The organism is Kluyvera sichuanensis (assembly GCF_040930405.1).
Classification (GTDB): domain Bacteria; phylum Pseudomonadota; class Gammaproteobacteria; order Enterobacterales; family Enterobacteriaceae; genus Kluyvera; species Kluyvera sichuanensis.
Map to the genome: position 1 here is coordinate 2,167,232 of NZ_CP162271.1, position 20,250 is coordinate 2,187,481.

Sequence of the window (20,250 nt, forward strand, 5' to 3'; positions counted from 1 at the left end):
AAATTAATGCTGTAAGGTGCTAGCCTGCGGCACCGTGCGATTAACACGCAGTGAAAAAATAATAACGACCCCAACAATCGCGACGCAGGCGAGCGTCAATAATCCGGCAGAATTGCTGGCGAAGATCGTTTCGGCCTGAACGCGAATAATCGGCGCCAGAAAACCACCGATGGCGCCAAACAGGTTGACGAACCCAATGCCAGCCGCCAGCGCCGTACCGGAAAGCAGCTGCGTCGGCATGGTCCAGAAGACCGGCTGTACGGCAATAACGCCAACGGCGGCTACACACAGCGCGATGATCGCCAGCACCGGTGAAACCAGACCGGAGACCGCAATACCTATTGCTGCCGCCAGCAGAGTGAATGCCGCGATATTACGCCGCTCACCGGTACGGTCGGAGTAGCGTGGAATCAGCCAGGTACCGAACAGCGCCGCAACCCATGGAATCGCAGTCACGACCGAGGCCACAAACCCCACTTTGGTGCCCAGCAGCGCAGCGACCTGAGTCGGCAGGAAGAAAATCAGGCCATAAACCGCAACCTGAATGGTCAGATAGATAATCGCCAGCTGCCAGACGCGGCCATTGCGCAAAGCATCGGACAACCGCGAAGTGACCTTTTTCTGCTCTTCGTTGGCCAGCTCGCTGATTAACGCCTGTTTCTCAGCGGACGTCAGGAAACGCGCATTTTGCGGGGTGTCGTCGAGCCAGAGGAAGGTGAAGAATCCCGCGCCAACGGCAAGCAGCCCTTCAATGATAAACATCCAGAACCAGCCGGGATGCCCCATAAAACCGTGCATTTCCAGCAGCGCGCCGGATAAAGGCGAGCCGAGCGTCAGCGCCAGCGGCGCGCCCATATAAAATAGCCCCATAATGCTGGCGCGGTTTTGCTGCGGGAACCACTGGGAGGTCAGGTAGATCATACCGGGGAAAAAACCCGCTTCAGCGGCGCCGAGCAGCGTGCGCACCAGCAGAAATTTCGCTTCGGTATCCGCCCACGCCATCGCTGCTGACAGAACGCCCCACAGCAGTGTGGTGCAGCCAATCCATTTTCGCGCGCCGAATTTGCGCATCAGCAGATTAGCGGGCACCCCGAGAAAGGCGTACACCACAAAGAAGATCCCCGCCCCCAACGCATAGGCTTCATTACTTAGCCCGGTATCCAGCTGATAGGTCTCTTTGGCAAAGCCAATATTCGAGCGGTCAAGAAATGCCAGCACGTACAGCGCCAGCATAAAGGGGATCAAACGGGCGCGGTTTTTCTTCACCACGCTCTCAAGCAAGGTGTTGCTCATCGTAATATCCTCAAAAAATGGGCCGCACATCAATGCTGTACGGCACGGCTGGATCAGTGGCTATAAGGACGTTTCAGGTTGCAGTCGCGGTTCAGCTCAACGCCGAAGCCCGGTTTATCGAGAACGGTTTTATGAATGCGCCCATTTTGCGGCACCGGTTCACCGACCAGAATCGGGTCAAACTGCGGACGCATTGTTGAGCAGTCCGGGCTGGTCATCAGGAATTCGCTGAACGGTGTGTTGGTAAAGGTAATGACCGCGTGGTGTGAATAGACCGATGATCCGTGCGGGACCACCAGTTGACCGCGCGCTTTAGCAATAGCGGCAATCTCTACCAGCGTGGTCAAACCGCCACACCAGCCCACATCAGGCTGCATAATATCGATGCCGGTTTCTGACAAAGTGCGGAAAGATTGCAGCGTACCGTGGTGCTCACCGCTGGTGACCATCATCCCGGCTGGCGCATTGCGTTTGAGTTCACGATAGCCTTCATACTGCTGCGGTGGCAGGCACTCCTCGATCCACTTAAGGTTGTGAGGTGCGCAGGCGTGAGCCAGCTTAGTGGCGTAATTAACGTCCTGGCTCATCCAGCAGTCAAGCATCAACCAGAAATCCGGGCCGCATTTTTCACGCATATCAGCGACCATCGCGGCGTCTTTGCGGATCCCTGCATCGCCATCGTGTGGCCCCCAGTGGGTCGGCATTTTCCCGCCGATAAAGCCCATCTCTTTCGCCAGGTCTGGGCGTGCGCCGGTGGCATAGAACTGAATTTCATCACGCACCGCGCCGCCCAGCAGTTTATACACCGGCAGGCCAACCACTTTACCGAACAGATCCCACAGTGCGAGATCGATACAGGAGATGGTGTTCATCACCAGGCCGCCGGAGCCGGAATAGTACATCGTGGCGTTGAGCATCTGATCATGGATCAGTTTGATATCGCTGACGCACTTACCTTCGATAAAGCGGTTCAGGTGTTTTTCAACGATAAAGCAGCCCATTTCCCCCGCCGTTGATACCGCAAAACCGGTCTGCCCATTTTCAGCTTCAACTTCAACAATCAGCGTCCCCAGAACGTTGATGCCAAATGACTGGCGAGACTGCTCATACTGTTTGTACTTGCTCATCGGCGTAGCAATGTGATCATCAATCCAGTGGTTTGCACCCTGATCGTGATAATCACCGCCGCCAGCGCCTTTCTCTGCGGTAGCGCCGCCGATAAACCAGGCGCGAACGTGTTTAATTTTCGGTAGGGTCATGATGTTTTTCCTTATTATGAGGCTTGTTGTTCAAAGGGGCTTTTCCACCCCAACAGGCGTGAAATATCTTTCGCGCAGGCAATCGCCTTACCGGCGAGGTAATCACGATTGTCTTCGTTGATTTGCAGGCGCGTGCCCACCACTGAGATAGCAGCGGTCAGCTCGTTATTCGCGTTAAAGACCGGTGCGGCGACGCAGCGAACGTCGGGATAATCTTCGCCATTATCGAAGCTCCAGCCTCTGGCACGAATGCGTTTTAGCTCATCGTGAAGCTGCTGGGCAGTGATGATGGTGGTCGGCGTGGCCCGCTCCCAGCGCAGTTCGCTGATAATCGACTCCTGAACCCGCTCAGGTTGCCAGGCCAGCAGGCATTTACCGATACCGGAACGATACAGCGACAGGCTCTTGCCTTCATGTGAACGCACGCTGATGGTGGCCGGAGATTCGATCTTCAGAATGTAATAGGCGTTGCCGTTATCGATGATCCCCAGGTGGCAGAGCAGTCCGCACTGATCCATCAGCTGCGTCAGGCGCGGGCGCGCCAGTTCGCGCAGGTCCATTTTGCTCAGCGCATGACCGGCCAGTTCAACCAGCTTAGTCCACAGGCAATAGTTATCCTGATTATCCAGGCTGAGGAAGCGCTGTTTTTTTAACTCCCCCAGCAGCAGATAGGCAGTGCTTTTCGGGATACCCAGTTCGTCAATAATGGTCGCCGCGCTACAGGGGCCGATACGGGCGATCAAATTGAGAATATCAATGGCGCGGGTGAGCGCCGGGACTTTGCTTGATTCCAACATACTGGACTCCAATCCTGAATACTGGAATCAGTGTTGCGGTTGTCAGGGCGCTAAATTGTGAGCAACTTCAAACGATGGGGCTATTCCAGCCTGATGGAGGTTTGGAGGGAAAAAGATGAGAGATGGCGCACAGATTATTTCAAAGCAAGTACAACAGGTTGGACTGAAAAAGCGCCGAAGGCCATCTCCGACGCGTTGATGTGTTACAGCACCAGCGAATCCACCACGCTAATCCAGCCGTGTTCACTGGCAACCGGGCGACCGTTCAGCCAGCGGCGCAGCATGTTCAGCGCCATCATTGCGCACACTTCCTGACGCACCGCCAGACCATGACGCGTATTGCTGAACTTCATCTGGAGCGCGTGGGTGGCTTCCGGCGTAGCGAGCGCAAAGTTGATGTGTTCGCTTTCAAGGCCGCTTACCGCCAGCGCCAGCCCGGCGAAATGATTAACCCGGCGCTCAGCGGCCCAGCGGGCGGTCTGCGCTAAGCTCTCATCCTGCGGCGGTACCACTTCGCTGGCGAGCAACGGCGCCTGCGCGCGGGACAGTTGCAGGGCAATCAGCCCGCTGGTGAACTGCTCGCTTAGGGTCAGGCTGAGCTGTTTCTCTTTTAGTACCCGCGCCAGCTGTGCAGGCAGCCCTTCGGTACCTTCGAAAATCAGACTTTCACCCGCCACTTTCTGCACTTCCGGCCACAGCGCCAGCATCGCCTCGCGATGTTCCGCAGGCCCGGTTAGCTTCAGTTCGATAATCGGCATTGAGGAGCGATAGCCCATGCTCACGCCCGGCGGTAGCTCAAGGTGCTGCAGGCTCTGAGCGAGATCGCTTTCTGAGCGGCCAAAGGTGGTCAGACGCAGGCACAGCGGCGGTTCGCCGACCGGATAACGCTGGCGAATGCGCGGCAGAATCTCTTTTTCTACCATCACCTTAAACTCGGACGGCACGCCCGGGGTGAAGAACATCAGGCAGCGGTTGAGCTTGACGGCAAAGCCGCAGGCGGTGCCGACCGGGTTATCGATAAGCTCGGCGCTGGCCGGGATTTCGGCCTGTTTGCGGTTGCTCGGCGCCATGACGCGGCCGCGCTCGCTGAAAAAGCGCTCCATAAACGCCAGCCACTCTTCGTGCAGAATCAGCGATTCGCCTTTGGCCGTTGCCGCGGCAAGCGCGCTGAGGTCATCACTGGTCGGCCCCAGGCCGCCGTTCACAATCAGAATATCCGCCTGGGTACTGCGCTCGCGCAGAATCGCCACCAGGTCTTCCAGGTTATCGCCCACGGTGTTGCGTCGCGTCAGCGGGATTCCCTGCTGAAAGCAAAAGTCGGCAAGCCAGGCAGCGTTTGTATCGACGATCTGCCCCGATAAGACTTCGTCACCGGTGGACAGCATCTCAACCGTTATCATCACTTTCTCCAATAAAAAGAGGACGAGTCACTATAACGCAAGCGGAGGATTTAAGAAGAGAAAAACTGGCGCAGCGGTGCCGCCGCGCCGGGGGGAGATTAGAACGCTGCGCTCACGCCAACGTATGGGCCATCGGCCACGGTGTTGTCGCGATGACCGTCTTTACCCGCGAGGTTCAGGTAACGATAACCCGCTTCGATGCTGATTGGACGCATGATGGTGTAACGCGCGCCCGCGTTCGCTTCGGTGTAGCTGTCGATACCGCTGGAAAGCGAATCTGGAGAGTAGTAGTACTCACCGAACAGACGCAGGCTGTCGCCAATTTTCCACTGCAGGCCGCCGCCGACCGCAGCGGCATAGCCGGAATCGCTGTCGTTCGGATCGGTATAAACGCCTTTACCGCCCACGGTTGCCATGAATGGACCGAGAGGGATATTCAGACCCAGGCCCAGACCTGCGACATCACCGTCGTCGTCGCTGTGCGTCCAGTTACCGGTTAACGCCAGGCCGGATGTCTCAGTGCCGAGACCAAAACCCAGGTTAGTGTAATCTTTACCGGCCTGGCCGCTAAAGCTGACTGCACTCGCTGACGCGGAGACAAACATCAGCCCCGCCAGACCCAATAACACGCTCTTTTTCATCTTCATCCTTTCACGCAAACGCAAAAATAAACGCCCATAACCCGCTGAATTGTACTGCGATACGCAGCGGATTCAATGTACGAAACAGGCAATAATCAGTGGGATTGTAACGAATTACTTCTCATACATCAGCAGGAATAATAATACTTACCAATGCAATCACGCATATCTATTGATCACAATTTTCCCTGTGCGCTTACCCACTGGGTCAACTGATGGCGAGAAACTTTAATTCCCGTCCCTTTCATCGCCTCAGGCAGCAACAGCCAGCGACATGGCTGCTGGAAAACCGCCAGCTTGTCCTTTGCCCACTGCGTTAGCTCGGCCATATTCAGCGTCGGCTCGGCGTCCAGCACCGCCACCGGGCGCTGACCAAATTCGATATCATCAATGGGCACAATAAAGACCTGATTCACCGCCGGATGTTGTACCAATACCCGTTCAACGTCTTCCGGCTGAATGCCCTCACCGCCACTGAAAAACAGATTATCCAGGCGACCAATGACGTGCAGCTTGCCGTCGTGGATTTCTCCGCGATCGCGGGTGGCAAACCAGCCTTCGGCGTTCACCAGCGGCACCAGCTCACCGTTGCGCCAGTAACCTGAGGCCATGCTGCTGGCCCGCAGCCAGATTTCGCCATCGACCAGCCGTAGCTCACGCCCCGGCAGCGGCACGCCAACATCCTCGCCGCCGTTGGCTTCGCGCGCACAGACGGTAGAAGCAAACTCGGTCAGGCCGTAGCCGCAGAAGGTTTGAATCCCCTGCGCCGCAGCTTGTTCAGTCAGCACCGCAGGGATCGCCGCACCGCCCAGCAGCACCGTTTTTAGGGTGAGCGGCTGTTCGTCATTAAGCAGACGCCAGAGCTGCGTCGGCACCAGCGAGGCGTGGGAGCAGCCGTGCAGCGCCTGCGCGAGCGGGCGTTCACTGACCGCCATCTGCGCGCCCATCAGCAGCCAGCGCCAGAAAATCCCCTGGCCGGAGACGTGGAACAACGGCAGCGACAGCAGCCAGCAGTCATCCTGATCAAACGGCATCAGGCTCAGTACGCCGTGCGCGCTCGCCAGATGCGCCGCGCAGGTATGCACCGCCGCTTTCGGCAGGCCGGTTGAACCCGAGGTGAGCGTCATGGAAGCCAGGCGTTCAGCACGCCAGCCGCACGACGATGTCAGCGATGCACAACGCAGCTGCAACGGCGCGAGGCCATAGTGCTCATCGGCTTCCAGATTTAAAAAGTGGCGCAGGCTGAGGCCCGGCAGCAGTTGGTTGACCAGCGTCGTCGGCAGCCGTGGGTTCAGCGGCAGAATACGCGCGCCGCACTGCAACAGCGCCAGCCAGGCCAGCACCGCCTCCGGGCGATTACGCGCGCAGAGCGCCACGCCGTCTTCAGGCTTCACGCCCTGCGCCTGAAACCCGGCGGCCAGCGCGTCGATACGTTCGCACAGCGCCGTCCAGCTTAGGGTTTCATCATCGAAACGCAGGGCAACCGCGTCGCCGCGCACGTCACGCCAGTGCCGCCACGGCCAGGTTGTAAAGGTCACAGCAGTGGCTCCATATCCTCGATCGCGCCGCACGGCAGCAAGCTGCCAGGCCAGCAGCGAATCAGCTGGGTCTGCATCAGATTCAGGGTATCGAGGCCGGGGATGGTTTGCGGCGTTAGCCACGCGGCAATGCGCGCCAGTTGGGTTAAGCCGAGGCTTGATTCCAGCGAGGAGCTGATCACCGCCGTCAGGCCGAGCGCGTGTGCCGCCGCCACCTGGGCTTTGACGCGTTCCAGGCTGCCGGTCAGCGTTGGCTTGATCACCACGGCTTTGAGGCCGGGCTCGGCTTCAAAGCGGAAATCCGCCTCGCGCAGGCTTTCGTCCCAGGCAATCGCAATGCCGGTTTCACGCGCAAAGGCGCGCGAGTCATCGCGGGTTTTGCATGGCTCCTCAAGGAAAGCGATACGCGAGCGGTGATCCGGGTTGACGTATTTGGCGAACTGCTGGGCTTTCAGCGGCGTCCAGGCGCGGTTGGCGTCAAGGCGCAGGGTCAACTCTGGAATGGCTTCGAGCAGCAGGTTCACCACCATGCCGTCGCGGACCGCTTCATACAGGCCGACCTTCACTTTCGCCACCTTCTCGCCGGACATGTCGGCAAGCTTGATAACCAGATCGTCCGGGTCACCGGTACACAGCGGCGCAGCGCGATAATCCGCCGCCTCAGGCAGCGCATCGTTCAGCTCCGCCAGCGCGCAGCTGATGCCGAAGGCTACCGAGGGAACCTCTGGCAACGTGCGATCGTCACCCTGCCGCCAGGCGTTAACCCAGCTCAGCAGCGCCGACTGCGCGTCGTCCAGCGACTCCAGGCTAAAGCCCGGCAGCGGGGAGATTTCTCCCCACCCGTCCCGTTCGCCGTCACGCAGGTAGACGAATAACCCATCACGGGTTTTCAGCCGCCGCTCGCGCAGAACCACACCTGCGTCCATCGGTATCTGCCAGCGGTAAACCTGCGCACTACGCATTACGGATTCCGTTTGAATTTGCTGAAGTCAGGCTGACGTTTCTGGTTGAAAGCGTTACGGCCTTCCTGACCTTCTTCGGTCATGTAGAACAGCATGGTGGCGTTACCCGCCAGCTCCTGCAGACCCGCCTGACCGTCACAGTCAGCGTTCAGCGCGGCTTTCAGGCAGCGCAGCGCCATCGGACTGTTTTGCAGCATTTCGCGGCACCAGCGAACGGTCTCTTTTTCGAGATCGGCCAGCGGTACCACGGTGTTCACCAGGCCCATATCCAGCGCCGCTTTAGCGTCGTACTGGCGGCACAGGAACCAGATTTCACGCGCCTTCTTCTGACCCACGATACGCGCCATGTAGGAAGCACCCCAGCCGCCGTCGAAGGAGCCGACTTTCGGGCCGGTCTGGCCGAAGATGGCGTTATCCGCCGCAATGGTCAGGTCACACATCATGTGCAGCACGTGGCCGCCGCCGATGGAGAAGCCCGCGACCATCGCCACGACCGGTTTCGGGCAGGTACGAATCTGACGCTGGAAGTCCAGCACGTTCAGGTGGTGAACGCCGCTGTCGTCCTGGTATCCGCCGTAGTCGCCGCGCACTTTCTGGTCGCCGCCGGCGCAGAAGGCTTTGTCGCCCGCACCGGTCAGGATGATCACGCCGACGTTGTCGTCATAGCGGGCATCCGCCAGCGCCTGAATCATCTCTTTGACCGTCAGCGGACGAAACGCGTTGCGAACCTGCGGGCGGTTAATGGTGATTTTGGCGATGCCGTCAGCGGATTTTTCGTAGCGAATGTCGGTAAAACCTTCGGAACAATCGTGCCACTCAGCGGGGGCGTACAGCATAGCTTCATCAGGATAGATCATAGCGAGTCCTATAAGTTAACAGGCAGAATCTGAGCCAGGCACGCGGCCACGCCCGCGGGATTTTCCCGGTGCGCGTTGTGCCCGGCATCATGAATAAGGTGGTAAGGGCGCGAGAGTGCCTCGGCAATAGCCCGAAACTTGCGGTCGCGCTCGCCACAGAGATACCAGAATGGAGATGAAAGCGTGTGCAGCGCAGGACGGAGGTCTTCCTGCACGGCTAACGAGGTGGCTAGCAGCATTGCCGCCAGCGCATTGCCGTCGTTGTGCTGACGCAGCGCCACCAGCGAATCGCGCTGCGCGTCGGTGAGGCTGGCAAAGACCGGTTGTTGATACCAGGCGCTGAAAACGTCCGCTAGCGGAAGCTGACGAAAACGCTGCGCCCAGGCTTCGTCATTGCGCCAGCGCGATTCTCGCTCCGCGTCGTCCGTCAGGCCAGGGTGACCGCCTTCGACAATCAGCCCTGCGAGGCCTTCCGGCCGCGAGCAGGCGTAGTGCATGGCAATCCGTCCGCCCAGCGAGTACCCCACCAGCCAGTAATTAAGTATGTTGTAACTAAGCAGCGTAGCCTGGAGTGCGGCGTCCATCTCAGTGAAGTCATTGACCCGGACAGACGCAGAACCACCGTGGCCGGGGAGATCGACATACAGCCGATTCGCCCGCGCAAAGCGCTGCCCCACCGGCTGCCATTCGCGATGGTCGCCGGAAAAACCGTGCAGGAAAACCAGCCACGGCTGCGTGGAGTCGCCCTGCTCGGCCACGGCGTGCAGAATCATAGCTTGCTGACCTGCGCCAGCAGATGCTGCAGCGTTTGCGCACCGTCAGTGTCGTTAACCACCAGCTCAATTACCGTGGTCGCGGGCGTACGCCAGGCGGTGCTCAGCGCGGCTTCCAGCGAGGCCCAATCCTCTGGCTGCTGATAGCGCAGGCCAAACATCTTCGCCGCATGTTCGAAGTGAACATTTTGCGGCATCGCGTAGAAGCGCTCGCGCTCTTCCACCGGCGTCGGCAGCAGAGAGAAAATCTGCCCGCCGTTGTTGTTGACCACAATCAGCACCAGCGGCGCGGAGACCTGACGCAGCAGCGCCAGTGCGTTGAGGTCGTAGAGCGCGGACAGGTCGCCAACGATAGCCAGCGTCGGCCTCGCGCTGGCACGCTGCACACCAGCCGCCGTAGAAATCAGGCCGTCGATGCCACTGGCACCGCGGTTGCTATAAACCGGATAGCCCGCCGGAAGCTGGCCTAAAGCGTCAATTAAGCGCACCACCAGGCTGTTGCCGACGAACAGTTGCCCTTGTTCAGGAAGATAGCGGCGAATACGGTGCGCCAGCTGCGCTTCACCAAAATGTTCACTTTGCGCAGCGACCGCATCCCATGCCTGCTCGGAGAGCGTGGGGATGACCGTGGTCCACGGCGCGCGTTTTTCCGCTGGGTGTTTTTCCAGCCACTGGGCGATATTGCTCACCAGTCGACGACCACGATGGTGCGCCGGATCAAGACGGCCGGAGAGCGGGTCGACCAGCCAGTACTCGTCCGGTTCGCAGGCCAGCTGCCATTGCAGCACGCGTTTGCCGGTAAGGCTGCTGCCGAGCTGCACCACAATTTGGGCCTGCTCAAGCTCGCTGATGGCAGCCGGGTTGCCGAGCCAGAGATCCGCACACGGCAGCGGCTGCCCGGTTTGCGACAGCACGTCGCCAATCAGCGGCCAGCCGAGGGTTTTCGCCCATTCGGCAACCTTCTTGCCCTCTTCCGCGCTCATGCGCCCGGCGACAATCACGCCGCGCTTTTGCCGCCAGAAGAACCAGTCGCGCTGGACGGCACTCTCCTGATGCAGCGCTTCGCGCAGCCAGGGTTTTTCCCCCTGCCACCAGTCGCCTAACGCCTGCTGCCAGGCAAGGCCAGTATCGTCCATATCGCCATACAGCGGTTCAGCAAACGGGCAGTTGATGTGTACGCCGCCGGAATGCAGCGAGCCCAGCGCGTCATCCACCACGGAGACCAGCCAGCGGGCCGGAATATCCTGGCTCGGGCGCGGTAACGAGAGGGTGCTGGACGGGTGTGAGGCAAACATACCGGGCTGGCGGATCGCCTGATTCGCGCCGCAGTCAATCAGTTCAGGCGGGCGGTCGGCGGTCAGCAGAATAATTTTTTCACCGGTCAACCCCGCTTCAATCAGCGCCGGGTAGAGGTTCGCCACCGCCGTGCCGGAAGTGACAATCACCGCCACCGGCTGCTGGCTGACCTTCGCCAGCCCCAGCGCCAGATGCCCAAGCCCGCGTTCATCAAAATGGGTGTGATGAATAAAGGTGCGGTTCTCCGCCGCCGCCAGCGTAAGCGGTGTGGAACGAGACCCCGGCGCAATGCAAACGTGCCGCACGCCGTGACGGGTTAATGCTTCAAGGATCACCGCCGCCCAGCGTCGGTTAAATGCGCTTACTGACATGAAGTTGTCCGGTATCAAATAATCGACTCAGTATAGATTCTACGGCTTAGTAGGATTTTGATATGAATCGGTAATGTTCTATTCAGGGAACAGCAAAGCGCGCAGACCCGCCGCTTTATTTTCGATTTCCTGCCACTCTTGCTCAGGATCCGAGCCGTCGATGATGCCGGCACCGGCATACAGGCGCACCGTGTTGCCTTCCACCTTCGCCGAGCGCAGCGTGACGCAAAATTCGCTCTGGCGACGAGAAAGATAGCCCGCCGACCCGGCGTACCATTCGCGGGTAAACGGCTCGAAACGGTCGATAAAGTCCAGCGCCTGCGCGCGCGGCAGCCCCGCCACCGCCGCCGTCGGCTGCAGTTGCAGCAGGCAGCGCGTGTCGTCCGCCACGTTAAGCTCCGCCTGAATGCAGCGTCGCAGATGCTGCACCTTGCGCAGGCGAACGATTTCCGCGGGCAGAACGTCGAGGGTGTGGGTCAGCCCCTGTAAGCGCTGGCAGATATCTTCCACCACCAGGCTATTTTCCCGCTGGTTCTTATCGTCGTGCATCAGCCAGTCACCCAGCCGCTTTGCGGTTGCCGCATCGTCGTGCGCCGCCACGGTGCCCGCCAGCGCTTCGGTACGCAGCGCCGTGCCGCGCCGCCGCCATAAGCGTTCCGGCGAGGAACCGAGAAACGTCCGCTGCGCGTCGAATGCCATATAGAAATGATAGCAAGAGAAATTGACCCGGCGACTGGCGGCCATCAGCGCACTGGCGTTCGGCGCACTGCTAAAAACCAGATCCGTTGCCCGCGCCAGCACCACTTTGCTAAACGCGCCGTCGCGAATCGCCTGGGTAGCCTGGTCAATCAGCCGACACCAGCCCTCTTTGCCAGGGCGATGGGTTTCACTTTTCTGCTGCACTGCCAGCTCCGCCGAGGCGTGATGAGCAGTGAGTAAGGCCAGCCATGCCCGCGCCTGTTCGGCATCCTGCCGGAGTGAGGTGTCACTCCACAGGTTGATGCGAAGCTGAGCGTGCCCGGCTTCGCGCCGCCATTCCAGACGCGGCAGGAACAGCTGGCCGACGTTGGGATCAAACGCGTTCACGCCGCAGACACGCAGATCGTCGCGCTCAAGCGTGTGCAAAAAGGCATTGGCATTAGCCAGGGAGGAAAAGGTCTGTACGGCACCCAGCGCGGCAATCTCTTCTTTGCCGCTGCGCTGCTGCCAGTAGAACTGCGGCCAGACCGCCTGCCCGCTAAGCCAGGCAAGCGGGTCGAAGGCATCGCTCAGGGGGAAAGAGACTTCGAGGGTTCGCGTGCCGGGCAACGCTGGAAAATCGTCTGTCAGCAGCCCTGACAGGCTCTGCAACGCCGCTAAAATGGATCGCACGCAAACCTCCCTATTATAAAAACCACATAGTATACGGGGTACTTGTTATAAAAAGCAGTACCCACGATTAGGGAGCGGAAACGTAACAAGGCAATATCGCACTGAAAATCAACGCTCTTTGCCTTTCACTATAGACGGGATTTGGGGTTATGCCTGCGCCACTTCGCGCGCCATCCCCACGTGTGGAATACCATCTTCGTCGTAGACGTCGGTGACGGTGATAAACCCGAAATGGCCGTAGAACTCGCGCAGATGCGCCTGCGCGCCAAGATAGAGCGCCCGCTGCGGCCAATGCTGCTGGCAGCTGGCCAGCGCGTGTTCCATCAGCTGATAGCCCAGACGCTCGCCGCGCACCGCTGCGCTGACAATCACCCGGCCAATCACCACCGGTTCAAATTCTTCCTCACTGACCAGAATGCGCGCGTAGGCCACCAGCTTGTCGTCTTTCCAGCCCAGCAGATGGCGGTTTTCGCCGACCAGATCGTCGCCGTCGATATCCAGATACACGCAGGCCTGTTCCACCACGAAGACTTCGCTGCGCAGCTTCAGCAGGTCGTACAGCGTCGGGACGGTTAATTCAGAATGGTGCAAATCTTGCCAGCGAATCATGGTAGGCTCCTTAAACCTTATTTTTTACCGCCAGGGGCGCGGCGCTATGCAATTGACGTTTTTAGGTACATCCGCGGGCGTGCCAACCCGAACTCGCAACGTAACAGCAATGCTGCTGAATCTGCAACACCCGACGCAGCCGGGACTGTGGCTTTTCGACTGCGGCGAAGGCACCCAGCACCAACTGCTGCACACCGCTTTTCATCCGGGCAAAATCGAACGCATCTTTATTAGCCACCTGCACGGCGACCATCTGTTTGGCCTGCCGGGGCTGATTTGCAGCCGTTCAATGTCGGGAAGCGCCCAACCGCTCACCTTGTACGGGCCAAAAGGGTTGAAAGAGTTTGTTGAAACCACCTTGCGCCTGAGCGGTTCGTGGACCGATTTCCCGCTGGAAGTGGTCGAAATCAGCGGCGGGGAGATCCTTGACGACGGCCTGCGCAAAGTCACCGCCTTCCCGCTGAATCACCCGGTCGAGTGCTATGGCTTTCGCGTGGAAGAGCACGATAAGCCGGGTGCGCTGGATGCGCGCAGGCTGGTTGCCGCAGGCGTCGCGCCCGGCCCGCTGTTCCAGCAACTTAAGGCCGGTGAGCAGGTAACGCTGGCGGACGGTCGCGTAATTAGCGGCGCGGATTACCTCTCCCCCGCTACGCCCGGTAAAAAAGTGGCGATTTTTGGCGACACCGCGCCGTGCGACGCCGCACTAGAGATGGCCCGCGACGTTGATGTAATGGTGCATGAAGCGACGCTGGAAGCCGCCATGGCGGAAAAAGCCAACAGCCGTGGGCATTCGTCCACCGAGCAGACCGCCCAGCTGGCGCAGGCCGCCAATGCGAAGCGGCTTATCGTCACTCACGTCAGCTCGCGTTACGACACCGAAGGCTGCCGCCGCCTGCTCAGCGAGTGCCAGGCCTATTTCCCGGCGTGCGAACTGGCCGAGGATTTTGCCACCTTCACGCTGTGATAACGTTTTAGCCGCGCCTGCCGATAACTCAGCTAATAAGAGAACGCTTTTTACGCTGAGGGCACGATGGATAACTTCCAGAAAGAGATCGACGACAGGGCTAACCTGACCCTGTCCAACCGTTTTGAGCTGCTGCTTTTCCGCCTCGGCGCGTCATCGCAGAGCGACGCCTCGGAGCTGTACGGCATTAACGTCTTTAAGCTGCGGGAAATTGTCCCGATGCCGAGCTTCACCCGCCCCGCCGGGATTAAGCCGCCGCTGATGGGCATGGTGAATATTCGCGATCAAATCATTCCGGTTATCGACCTCGCCGCCGTGGCGGGCTGCAAACCTGCCACCGGCCTGAACATTCTGCTGATTACCGAATATGCCCGCAGCGTGCAGGCCTTCGCCGTCGAGTCCGTCGAGAACATTACCCGCCTCGACTGGACGCAGATCCACACCGCCGAGAAAGCGGTGAACGGCAAATACATCACCAGCATCGCCTGCCTCGACGATCATAAGGAGAGCAACAACCTGGCGATGGTTATCGACGTGGAGCAAATTCTTTACGACATCACCCCTTCCAACCACGACCTACACGCCAAAGAGCTGAACCCGCGCAAATTCAATATTAAGCCGGGCGCCACGGCGATTGTCGCCGAGGACTCGAAGGTAGCGCGTGCCATGCTGGAAAAAGGGCTGAAGGCGATGGACATCCCCGCCCAGTTGCATGTGACCGGCAAAGAAGCGTGGGAGAAAATCGAGCTGATCGCCCAGGAAGCGGCGAAAGAAGGCGTGCCGGTGAGCGATAAAATCGCCCTGGTGCTGACCGATCTCGAAATGCCGGAGATGGACGGCTTTACCCTGACCCGCAAAATCAAAACCGACCCACGGCTGCGCAATATTCCGGTGGTGATCCACTCCTCACTCTCCGGGAACGCTAACGAAGACCATATTCGTAAGGTTAACGCCGATGGGTATGTGGCTAAGTTTGAGATTAATGAGCTGGCGGCGGTGATTGAGCGGGTGCTGAATAAGGCGGCTGGGAGGGGGGAGAGTGGGTTGCATGCGGTGAGGTGATTGGGGAACCGCCAGGAAGTGTAGGTGCCTGGCGGGTTTGAGGGCGGCTATGAACGAGAAACGGATGTTTACAATTGTTAACACGGACCAATACTTAGCAGAATAATCTTCATCAACAAAGCACGGCCAGCTTGACCAACAAGGCGGGAAGGTCTGTAAAACAGCTAGAAATGGCGATTCAGACTTGACAACCTAGGTTCGATTGTGAGAGCAAAGATTGCTTAATCGGTAAATTCCTGAGCAGGCATAAAATAAACAGACAGTCCTATCTTGCTAAGTTTCTTCCTGGACAAGGTTTTCAATCGAATGCAGGGAAGGGTTATATGTTAGATGCTAAAGAACTCAATTGCTTCCATAATATTATTCATCATCTGCTTATCACCGCTTGTGACTGCTTGGTGCAAAAGGCCTGAGAGCATGGCATTACGTGTGTTAGCTGGTATGACACAGGGACTGAGTATCCCACGTGACTGCGGATATCCATCCCAGTGAACTCCGAGTTCTTTAGTGCCTCCATTATATTCGTGCTTATGATCATAGTGACCATAAATTAATATCATACCATCATCTTCATGGAATGGTTTAGAGTTTTTCCAGTACGAAATCATGTTCATTTTTATTTCCTCTAATAAAAAACGTTAAGTTAGCTTGCAGCGCCTCAATTAAGATTGGCATTTATTTTCTTAATAGCAGACAAATACATCTCTTTGAAGTTATTATCTACCACATCAATTGAAATAACTTTGACATTAAATGCTTCAAGTAGCCCTTTTTTTTCATCACTAATATCATGTGTGTAAAAATATATTTTGTTATTTATTATTGCTTCTGATAAAAAACGGGCTCTTTTATTTAACAACCACCAAATGTCAGTCTCACTATAGTCTAATGAAAAACCGAGAATATGAACATTGCTTGAGAAAAAAAGATCAACCCAGGATGTGTGGCAAAATGAAGCATCTCGAAGTTTATTTAACATAGACTTAACAGTAACATCCACACCATGAACCTTATGTGAGTATGTACCTTTAACATATGCATCGATTTTACTTACTGAACCACAATAATGGTCTAACCCAAGCATGATAGATTTAGGATTATCTATTTCACCATGAATATTCCAGAGGATTTTTTTATCGTTATTAGACTCATACATTCTCTTCCTTCTCAGACTATAGATATCTTCTGAACTGAGCTTTATTGGCGGAATTTTAAGAGCCTTTTCGAAGGCGTAATCATAATTAGTAGTAATATAATTTCCAACTGATAACAACGCTAACTCTTCAAGAACCTCATTAGTACCTTGTTCTCGTAGTTCGCTGGCTATAATATTTTTTATTTCTAGTTCATCTTTTTTTTCGCATCTATCTGGCGCATGCTTTTCCAGATAGATACGCTCATAAACCATAGTGTTTGGAAGTTGCCCATTTTCAAATTTTTTGATGCCTTTTATACTATCTAACAAATTACTCCAAGTAACATGATTTTCAGAAAGCCTATTTATTCCATTGCCAAAAAAAAGAGTGTTCGCCATTTGTTTCATTTGTTCTTATCCAGTTTAACATGTTAATAAATTGTATGTTTTATAAAATATTCGTGATCTATAATCACTTTTTCTAATAGTAGCGTTAAGAATACAAGCGAGCGCTCGCAATTAATTTAATGTTTTCCTTGTGGTATCGACTTGATGAACATAAGCATATCCCCGGGATAAAACGACTGATTTTTAGGCAGTTTAAGCCTCCTTTCCACCATCCCATCCACTGAATTACTCTGATCACAAACCAGTGTTTCAGAACATCAAGACATTCCTAAACCTATATAACCAGTAAAAAGGGATGGTAAAGACTTTTCGGCAGGTTTCAGTATGGAAAATACTCACCTACCAAAACTATTGCATCCCTATTGGATATACTTGCAGAAAAAGCTTCACTTCCATTTTTCCCCATACTTACTTATGAAGTATGGAATTAATAATTATCACAATCGCAGATAGTTGGCTATAGATCCGAGTCCTTAACTATGTAACTGAGTTGTTCCAACGGATTAATACCGTTTGCATGTTAGCAACATTCACTCATAGCAAAGTAACAGAACTGAATATCCGCTATGAGTGGAAAACGGAAGATATGTCAGTATGAAAATAGGTAGTGTATTAAAACTATCCACTAACGTCTGATTATGCTACATATTACATTGAATCTTGTAAGGTATGCTCTTCTTGTGCTTAAAACGGTTCCCAACACTCGCATAGCTACCAACATTACTACTTTGTGTATGTAAAAAAACGATTCCTCAGCCCATGTTTATTACTAAATACTGACAATACACCCGATAAGATGATTATCATTAATTAATAAGGATAAAATATATTATGAGTGATGAAATAGAAAAGAACACCCCTGCAATCCCTAGGATTATGAAACTGCACATAAAAAACTTTGGATGTTTTGATGAAAAAGGTGTGTCCGTTGACATAAATAAAATCGTGGTCATTGTGGGTGAAAATAATATAGGCAAAAGCACTATTTTGAGAGCGTTTGAGGTCGTCACAACCTCTGGGAAGCTTACATTAGAAGATTTTCATGATAGAAATGACGCGAACAAACCAGAAATAATTATTCACTCATTAGTTGTTAAAGCCAATAAGCCAGGTGATGAATGGTGCATTGCAACAGAAAATAAAAACGAATGGGAAGTACAAGAAAAATGGGTATGGGAAAAAGTAAATATAGCACCAACAAGATATGGGTGGCTAAAAGATCCAGCCTCAAAAGACGGATATAGATGGGCAAATGATAACGATAAAGAAAAATGTCCTTGGGGAGCATCAAACGTAGCAAAATCAAAAAGACCAGATCCTCACAGAATAAATACTTTCGACTCTCCGAGTGAGCAGGAAAAGAAAACCTTAGGTTTACTTGATGCATTGATTGATACATACATAGATCTATTGCTATCAAATGAAAATAATGAAAAGGATGCGATTAAATTCAAAAAAGACATTGAGAAGATTAAAGAATATAAAGGTGCAATAACTGAATCTCAAAAGAAAACAACTGATATGATTGAGGAGGAAGTAAATAAAGTTATATCAAACGTATTCAAAGATCATAAGTTCTACATAAAGAGGAACGATGACTTTATCAGGGCATTATTTAAAAACAACTACCTGATAGAAGTAGGAAGTGATGAATGCAGTTATCCACTATCAAAACAAGGTAGCGGTACACAACGAACTGTACTATGGTCAATTTTAAAAACACTAACAGATAAAAAGGCGCTTCTCGATAAAAAAACAAAACCCGCTAGTAAAAATATTTCAAACATATTGCTCATTGATGAACCAGAACTTAGCCTGCATCCAACAGCAGCAGCTAATGTAAGAGATGTGTTATACAACTTAGCAAATACAGATGGATGGCAAGTTATGATTACAACTCATTCACCTGAATTCATTGACTTGAGCAAGGATCATACAACCATAATTAGGGTAGAGAGAAAAGATGGCGATATCAAAGCCTCAACTCTTTTCTCTCCCGAAAAAGCTAAGCTCGATGGTACAGATAAAGAAAGGTTAAAATTAGAAAACTCTTTTGACTCGCACATATCTAAGGCTTTCTTCGGCGGAGACGTTTTAGTAATCGAGGGGGATACTGAATATAGCATATTTAACTATATAAAGATGAAAGAACTTGAGACTGGAAACAATGAATACTTAAACCTAAATATCATACGAGCTAGGGGTAAAGTTACCGTTGCATCTATGATGAAAGTTCTAAATCACTTCAAGAAGAAATATTATGTTCTACATGATAGTGATACTCAGACATGTTTTTCAAAAAGAAGAGTTGGAGCTAAAACTGATGCTCTAACAATTGAGTATAAGAAAATAGAGCAAGTGAATGGTGCTTGGACAAATAATGAAAAAATAATGAATGAGATGACTGATAGAAGTGATGTTTATGCATCTATAATAAATTTTGAAGATGCTTACCTGTCAGAAATAGTATCATCTGACAAGCCTTCCCACTCAATAGAAATAATAAAATCAGATAATGGATTCTATAAAAAAATGAAGTGTATTTTAGATATAGTACTTGGAAAAAATGAAATAAATGAAGAAAATAAAGACAAGATAATAAAATGGAAAAAAATGGATGATCTAAATTCTGCATATGAAATATGGAAAGGTAAATAGGCAGCAAACTCTGTAACAAATCAAGCGGCTGAAATATTGCCGCTTATATTACTTTCACCTTATACATAAATCCATTATGCTTCCTTTTTCTTCGCCAGTGGTTTGTATTGTGGTAGTGAAAATTATTCTGATGCCAGAAACGTCCTATATTGGCACAAAGCAGAAGTGCGATCCTCAGATTATTCCCGCACAACCCCCGGCCGTCGCTCCGCTCGGCCGGGCTACCATTGTCGCTTGTCGTTAGAATTTCCCGCCCGATTTACTTCGCTTAATCGCCGGAATATCCCCGCTATCGTTCAAGGCACCGGGAAAGGTTTTCAGCCATGCTTTCACTTTGCGCTGGTTGATACTTGCGACGCTCATACCTTCAATGCAGCCCCATAGCTCGCGGGTGTTCTGCGGAGTGATTACGATGCAATCTTTCATTACGCGGACTTTGATGGGCATGCCGTCGATAAATCCGGCTTGGGAGAGCCATTCACCGCCAAGGTGGACGGCGCGGCCTTCAACGAAGGAGTAAAACTCGCAGTGGGTGAAGTCTGGTACGGTAGTCTGAGTGAGGGGTGTCGCCATCGTGGCAGCCTCCAATAAATGATATTTTCTCTCTCATTGGTGGCTAAACCAGACGGGGTTAGAACGACCGACTCATCGATTCAGGTGCATCTTTCAATGCCCCCGCTAGCCCACCATTGAGATGGTGACTGTGCATACGACATAAATATGCGTTAACGCGCTTTATGTCGTCGATGAGGTTAGTTCAGGGTTCCAATCCCGGCACCTGATTTTGCAGGTACAACAACAGGATACTGCGCTTAACGGGCCTGAGCAATACGGGTTGCTGGAAGGACGCTCGCAA

Annotated in this window: 17 protein-coding genes and 1 pseudogene; 3 read left to right on the forward strand and 15 right to left on the reverse strand. The window is 53.9% G+C overall.

Annotated features, from left to right (window positions below; translation table 11 throughout):
* Window positions 1–3: 3 nt before the first annotated feature.
* The 12 genes from AB2B48_RS10565 to AB2B48_RS10620 form a co-directional block, all read right to left on the reverse strand.
* The gene (locus tag AB2B48_RS10565; protein ID WP_368301714.1) at window positions 4–1,293 is read right to left on the reverse strand and encodes an MFS transporter; all 1,290 of its coding nucleotides are present in this window, start codon (window positions 1,291–1,293) and stop codon (window positions 4–6) included.
* Between the two features lie 53 nt (window positions 1,294–1,346).
* Complete coding sequence (gene rhmD, locus AB2B48_RS10570; protein ID WP_139539127.1) at window positions 1,347–2,552, reverse strand: L-rhamnonate dehydratase; 1,206 nt, start codon at window positions 2,550–2,552, stop codon at window positions 1,347–1,349.
* Between the two features lie 14 nt (window positions 2,553–2,566).
* On the reverse strand, window positions 2,567–3,349 hold the full coding sequence (locus AB2B48_RS10575; protein WP_185666852.1) for an IclR family transcriptional regulator: 783 nt from the start codon (window positions 3,347–3,349) through the stop codon (window positions 2,567–2,569).
* Between the two features lie 203 nt (window positions 3,350–3,552).
* Window positions 3,553–4,749, reverse strand: coding sequence for a nicotinamide mononucleotide deamidase-related protein YfaY (locus AB2B48_RS10580; RefSeq protein WP_368301715.1), 1,197 nt, complete (start codon window positions 4,747–4,749; stop codon window positions 3,553–3,555).
* 98 nt (window positions 4,750–4,847) lie between these two features.
* Complete coding sequence (locus AB2B48_RS10585; RefSeq protein WP_185666850.1) at window positions 4,848–5,390, reverse strand: YfaZ family outer membrane protein; 543 nt, start codon at window positions 5,388–5,390, stop codon at window positions 4,848–4,850.
* A gap of 176 nt (window positions 5,391–5,566) precedes the next feature.
* A complete protein-coding gene (menE, locus tag AB2B48_RS10590) occupies window positions 5,567–6,928 on the reverse strand; it encodes an o-succinylbenzoate--CoA ligase (RefSeq protein ID WP_368301716.1) in 1,362 nt (453 codons plus the stop codon).
* Window positions 6,925–7,890: an o-succinylbenzoate synthase gene (gene menC, locus AB2B48_RS10595; RefSeq protein WP_368301717.1), complete on the reverse strand. Its 966-nt coding sequence runs from the start codon at window positions 7,888–7,890 to the stop codon at window positions 6,925–6,927. Before menC ends, menE begins: the two co-directional genes overlap by 4 nt.
* Window positions 7,890–8,747, reverse strand: a complete 858-nt coding sequence (menB, locus tag AB2B48_RS10600; protein WP_035892608.1) for a 1,4-dihydroxy-2-naphthoyl-CoA synthase — start codon at window positions 8,745–8,747, stop codon at window positions 7,890–7,892. The genes menC and menB overlap by 1 nt, the downstream gene beginning before the upstream one ends.
* Window positions 8,748–8,755: 8 nt before the next feature.
* Window positions 8,756–9,520 carry a 2-succinyl-6-hydroxy-2,4-cyclohexadiene-1-carboxylate synthase gene (gene menH, locus AB2B48_RS10605; protein ID WP_368301718.1) on the reverse strand — a complete coding sequence of 255 codons (765 nt, stop codon included), beginning with the start codon at window positions 9,518–9,520 and terminating at the stop codon, window positions 8,756–8,758.
* Window positions 9,517–11,187 carry a 2-succinyl-5-enolpyruvyl-6-hydroxy-3-cyclohexene-1-carboxylic-acid synthase gene (gene menD / locus AB2B48_RS10610; protein WP_368301719.1) on the reverse strand — a complete coding sequence of 557 codons (1,671 nt, stop codon included), beginning with the start codon at window positions 11,185–11,187 and terminating at the stop codon, window positions 9,517–9,519. The genes menH and menD overlap by 4 nt, the downstream gene beginning before the upstream one ends.
* Before the next feature lie 78 nt (window positions 11,188–11,265).
* A complete protein-coding gene (menF, locus tag AB2B48_RS10615) occupies window positions 11,266–12,558 on the reverse strand; it encodes an isochorismate synthase MenF (RefSeq protein ID WP_368301720.1) in 1,293 nt (430 codons plus the stop codon).
* A 147-nt stretch (window positions 12,559–12,705) separates the two neighbouring features.
* Complete coding sequence (locus AB2B48_RS10620) at window positions 12,706–13,167, reverse strand: GNAT family N-acetyltransferase (protein WP_368301721.1); 462 nt, start codon at window positions 13,165–13,167, stop codon at window positions 12,706–12,708.
* A 46-nt stretch (window positions 13,168–13,213) separates the two neighbouring features.
* Between AB2B48_RS10620 and rbn the strand changes: the two genes are divergently transcribed.
* Together rbn and AB2B48_RS10630 are read left to right on the forward strand one after the other, a co-directional pair.
* The gene (rbn, locus tag AB2B48_RS10625) at window positions 13,214–14,131 is read left to right on the forward strand and encodes a ribonuclease BN (RefSeq protein ID WP_368301722.1); all 918 of its coding nucleotides are present in this window, start codon (window positions 13,214–13,216) and stop codon (window positions 14,129–14,131) included.
* 66 nt (window positions 14,132–14,197) lie between these two features.
* Window positions 14,198–15,193 (forward strand): chemotaxis protein, encoded by a 996-nt coding sequence (locus AB2B48_RS10630; RefSeq protein ID WP_185667033.1) that lies wholly within the window; start codon window positions 14,198–14,200, stop codon window positions 15,191–15,193.
* Window positions 15,194–15,519: 326 nt separating this feature from the next.
* Here AB2B48_RS10630 and AB2B48_RS10635 read toward each other — a convergent pair whose 3' ends face one another.
* Both AB2B48_RS10635 and AB2B48_RS10640 read right to left on the reverse strand, forming a co-directional pair.
* On the reverse strand, window positions 15,520–15,807 hold the full coding sequence (locus AB2B48_RS10635; RefSeq protein WP_333494452.1) for a hypothetical protein: 288 nt from the start codon (window positions 15,805–15,807) through the stop codon (window positions 15,520–15,522).
* Between the two features lie 44 nt (window positions 15,808–15,851).
* Window positions 15,852–16,736 (reverse strand): SIR2 family protein, encoded by an 885-nt coding sequence (locus AB2B48_RS10640; protein ID WP_368301723.1) that lies wholly within the window; start codon window positions 16,734–16,736, stop codon window positions 15,852–15,854.
* 831 nt (window positions 16,737–17,567) lie between these two features.
* Here AB2B48_RS10640 and AB2B48_RS10645 point away from each other — a divergent pair.
* Window positions 17,568–19,394 (forward strand): ATP-dependent nuclease, encoded by a 1,827-nt coding sequence (locus AB2B48_RS10645; RefSeq protein ID WP_368301724.1) that lies wholly within the window; start codon window positions 17,568–17,570, stop codon window positions 19,392–19,394.
* Window positions 19,395–19,634: 240 nt separating this feature from the next.
* On the opposite strand, the pseudogene AB2B48_RS10650 reads toward AB2B48_RS10645, so the two are convergent.
* A pseudogene (locus AB2B48_RS10650) lies at window positions 19,635–19,922 on the reverse strand (SymE family type I addiction module toxin); the annotation flags it as partial.
* Between the last annotated feature and the right edge of the window lie 328 nt (window positions 19,923–20,250).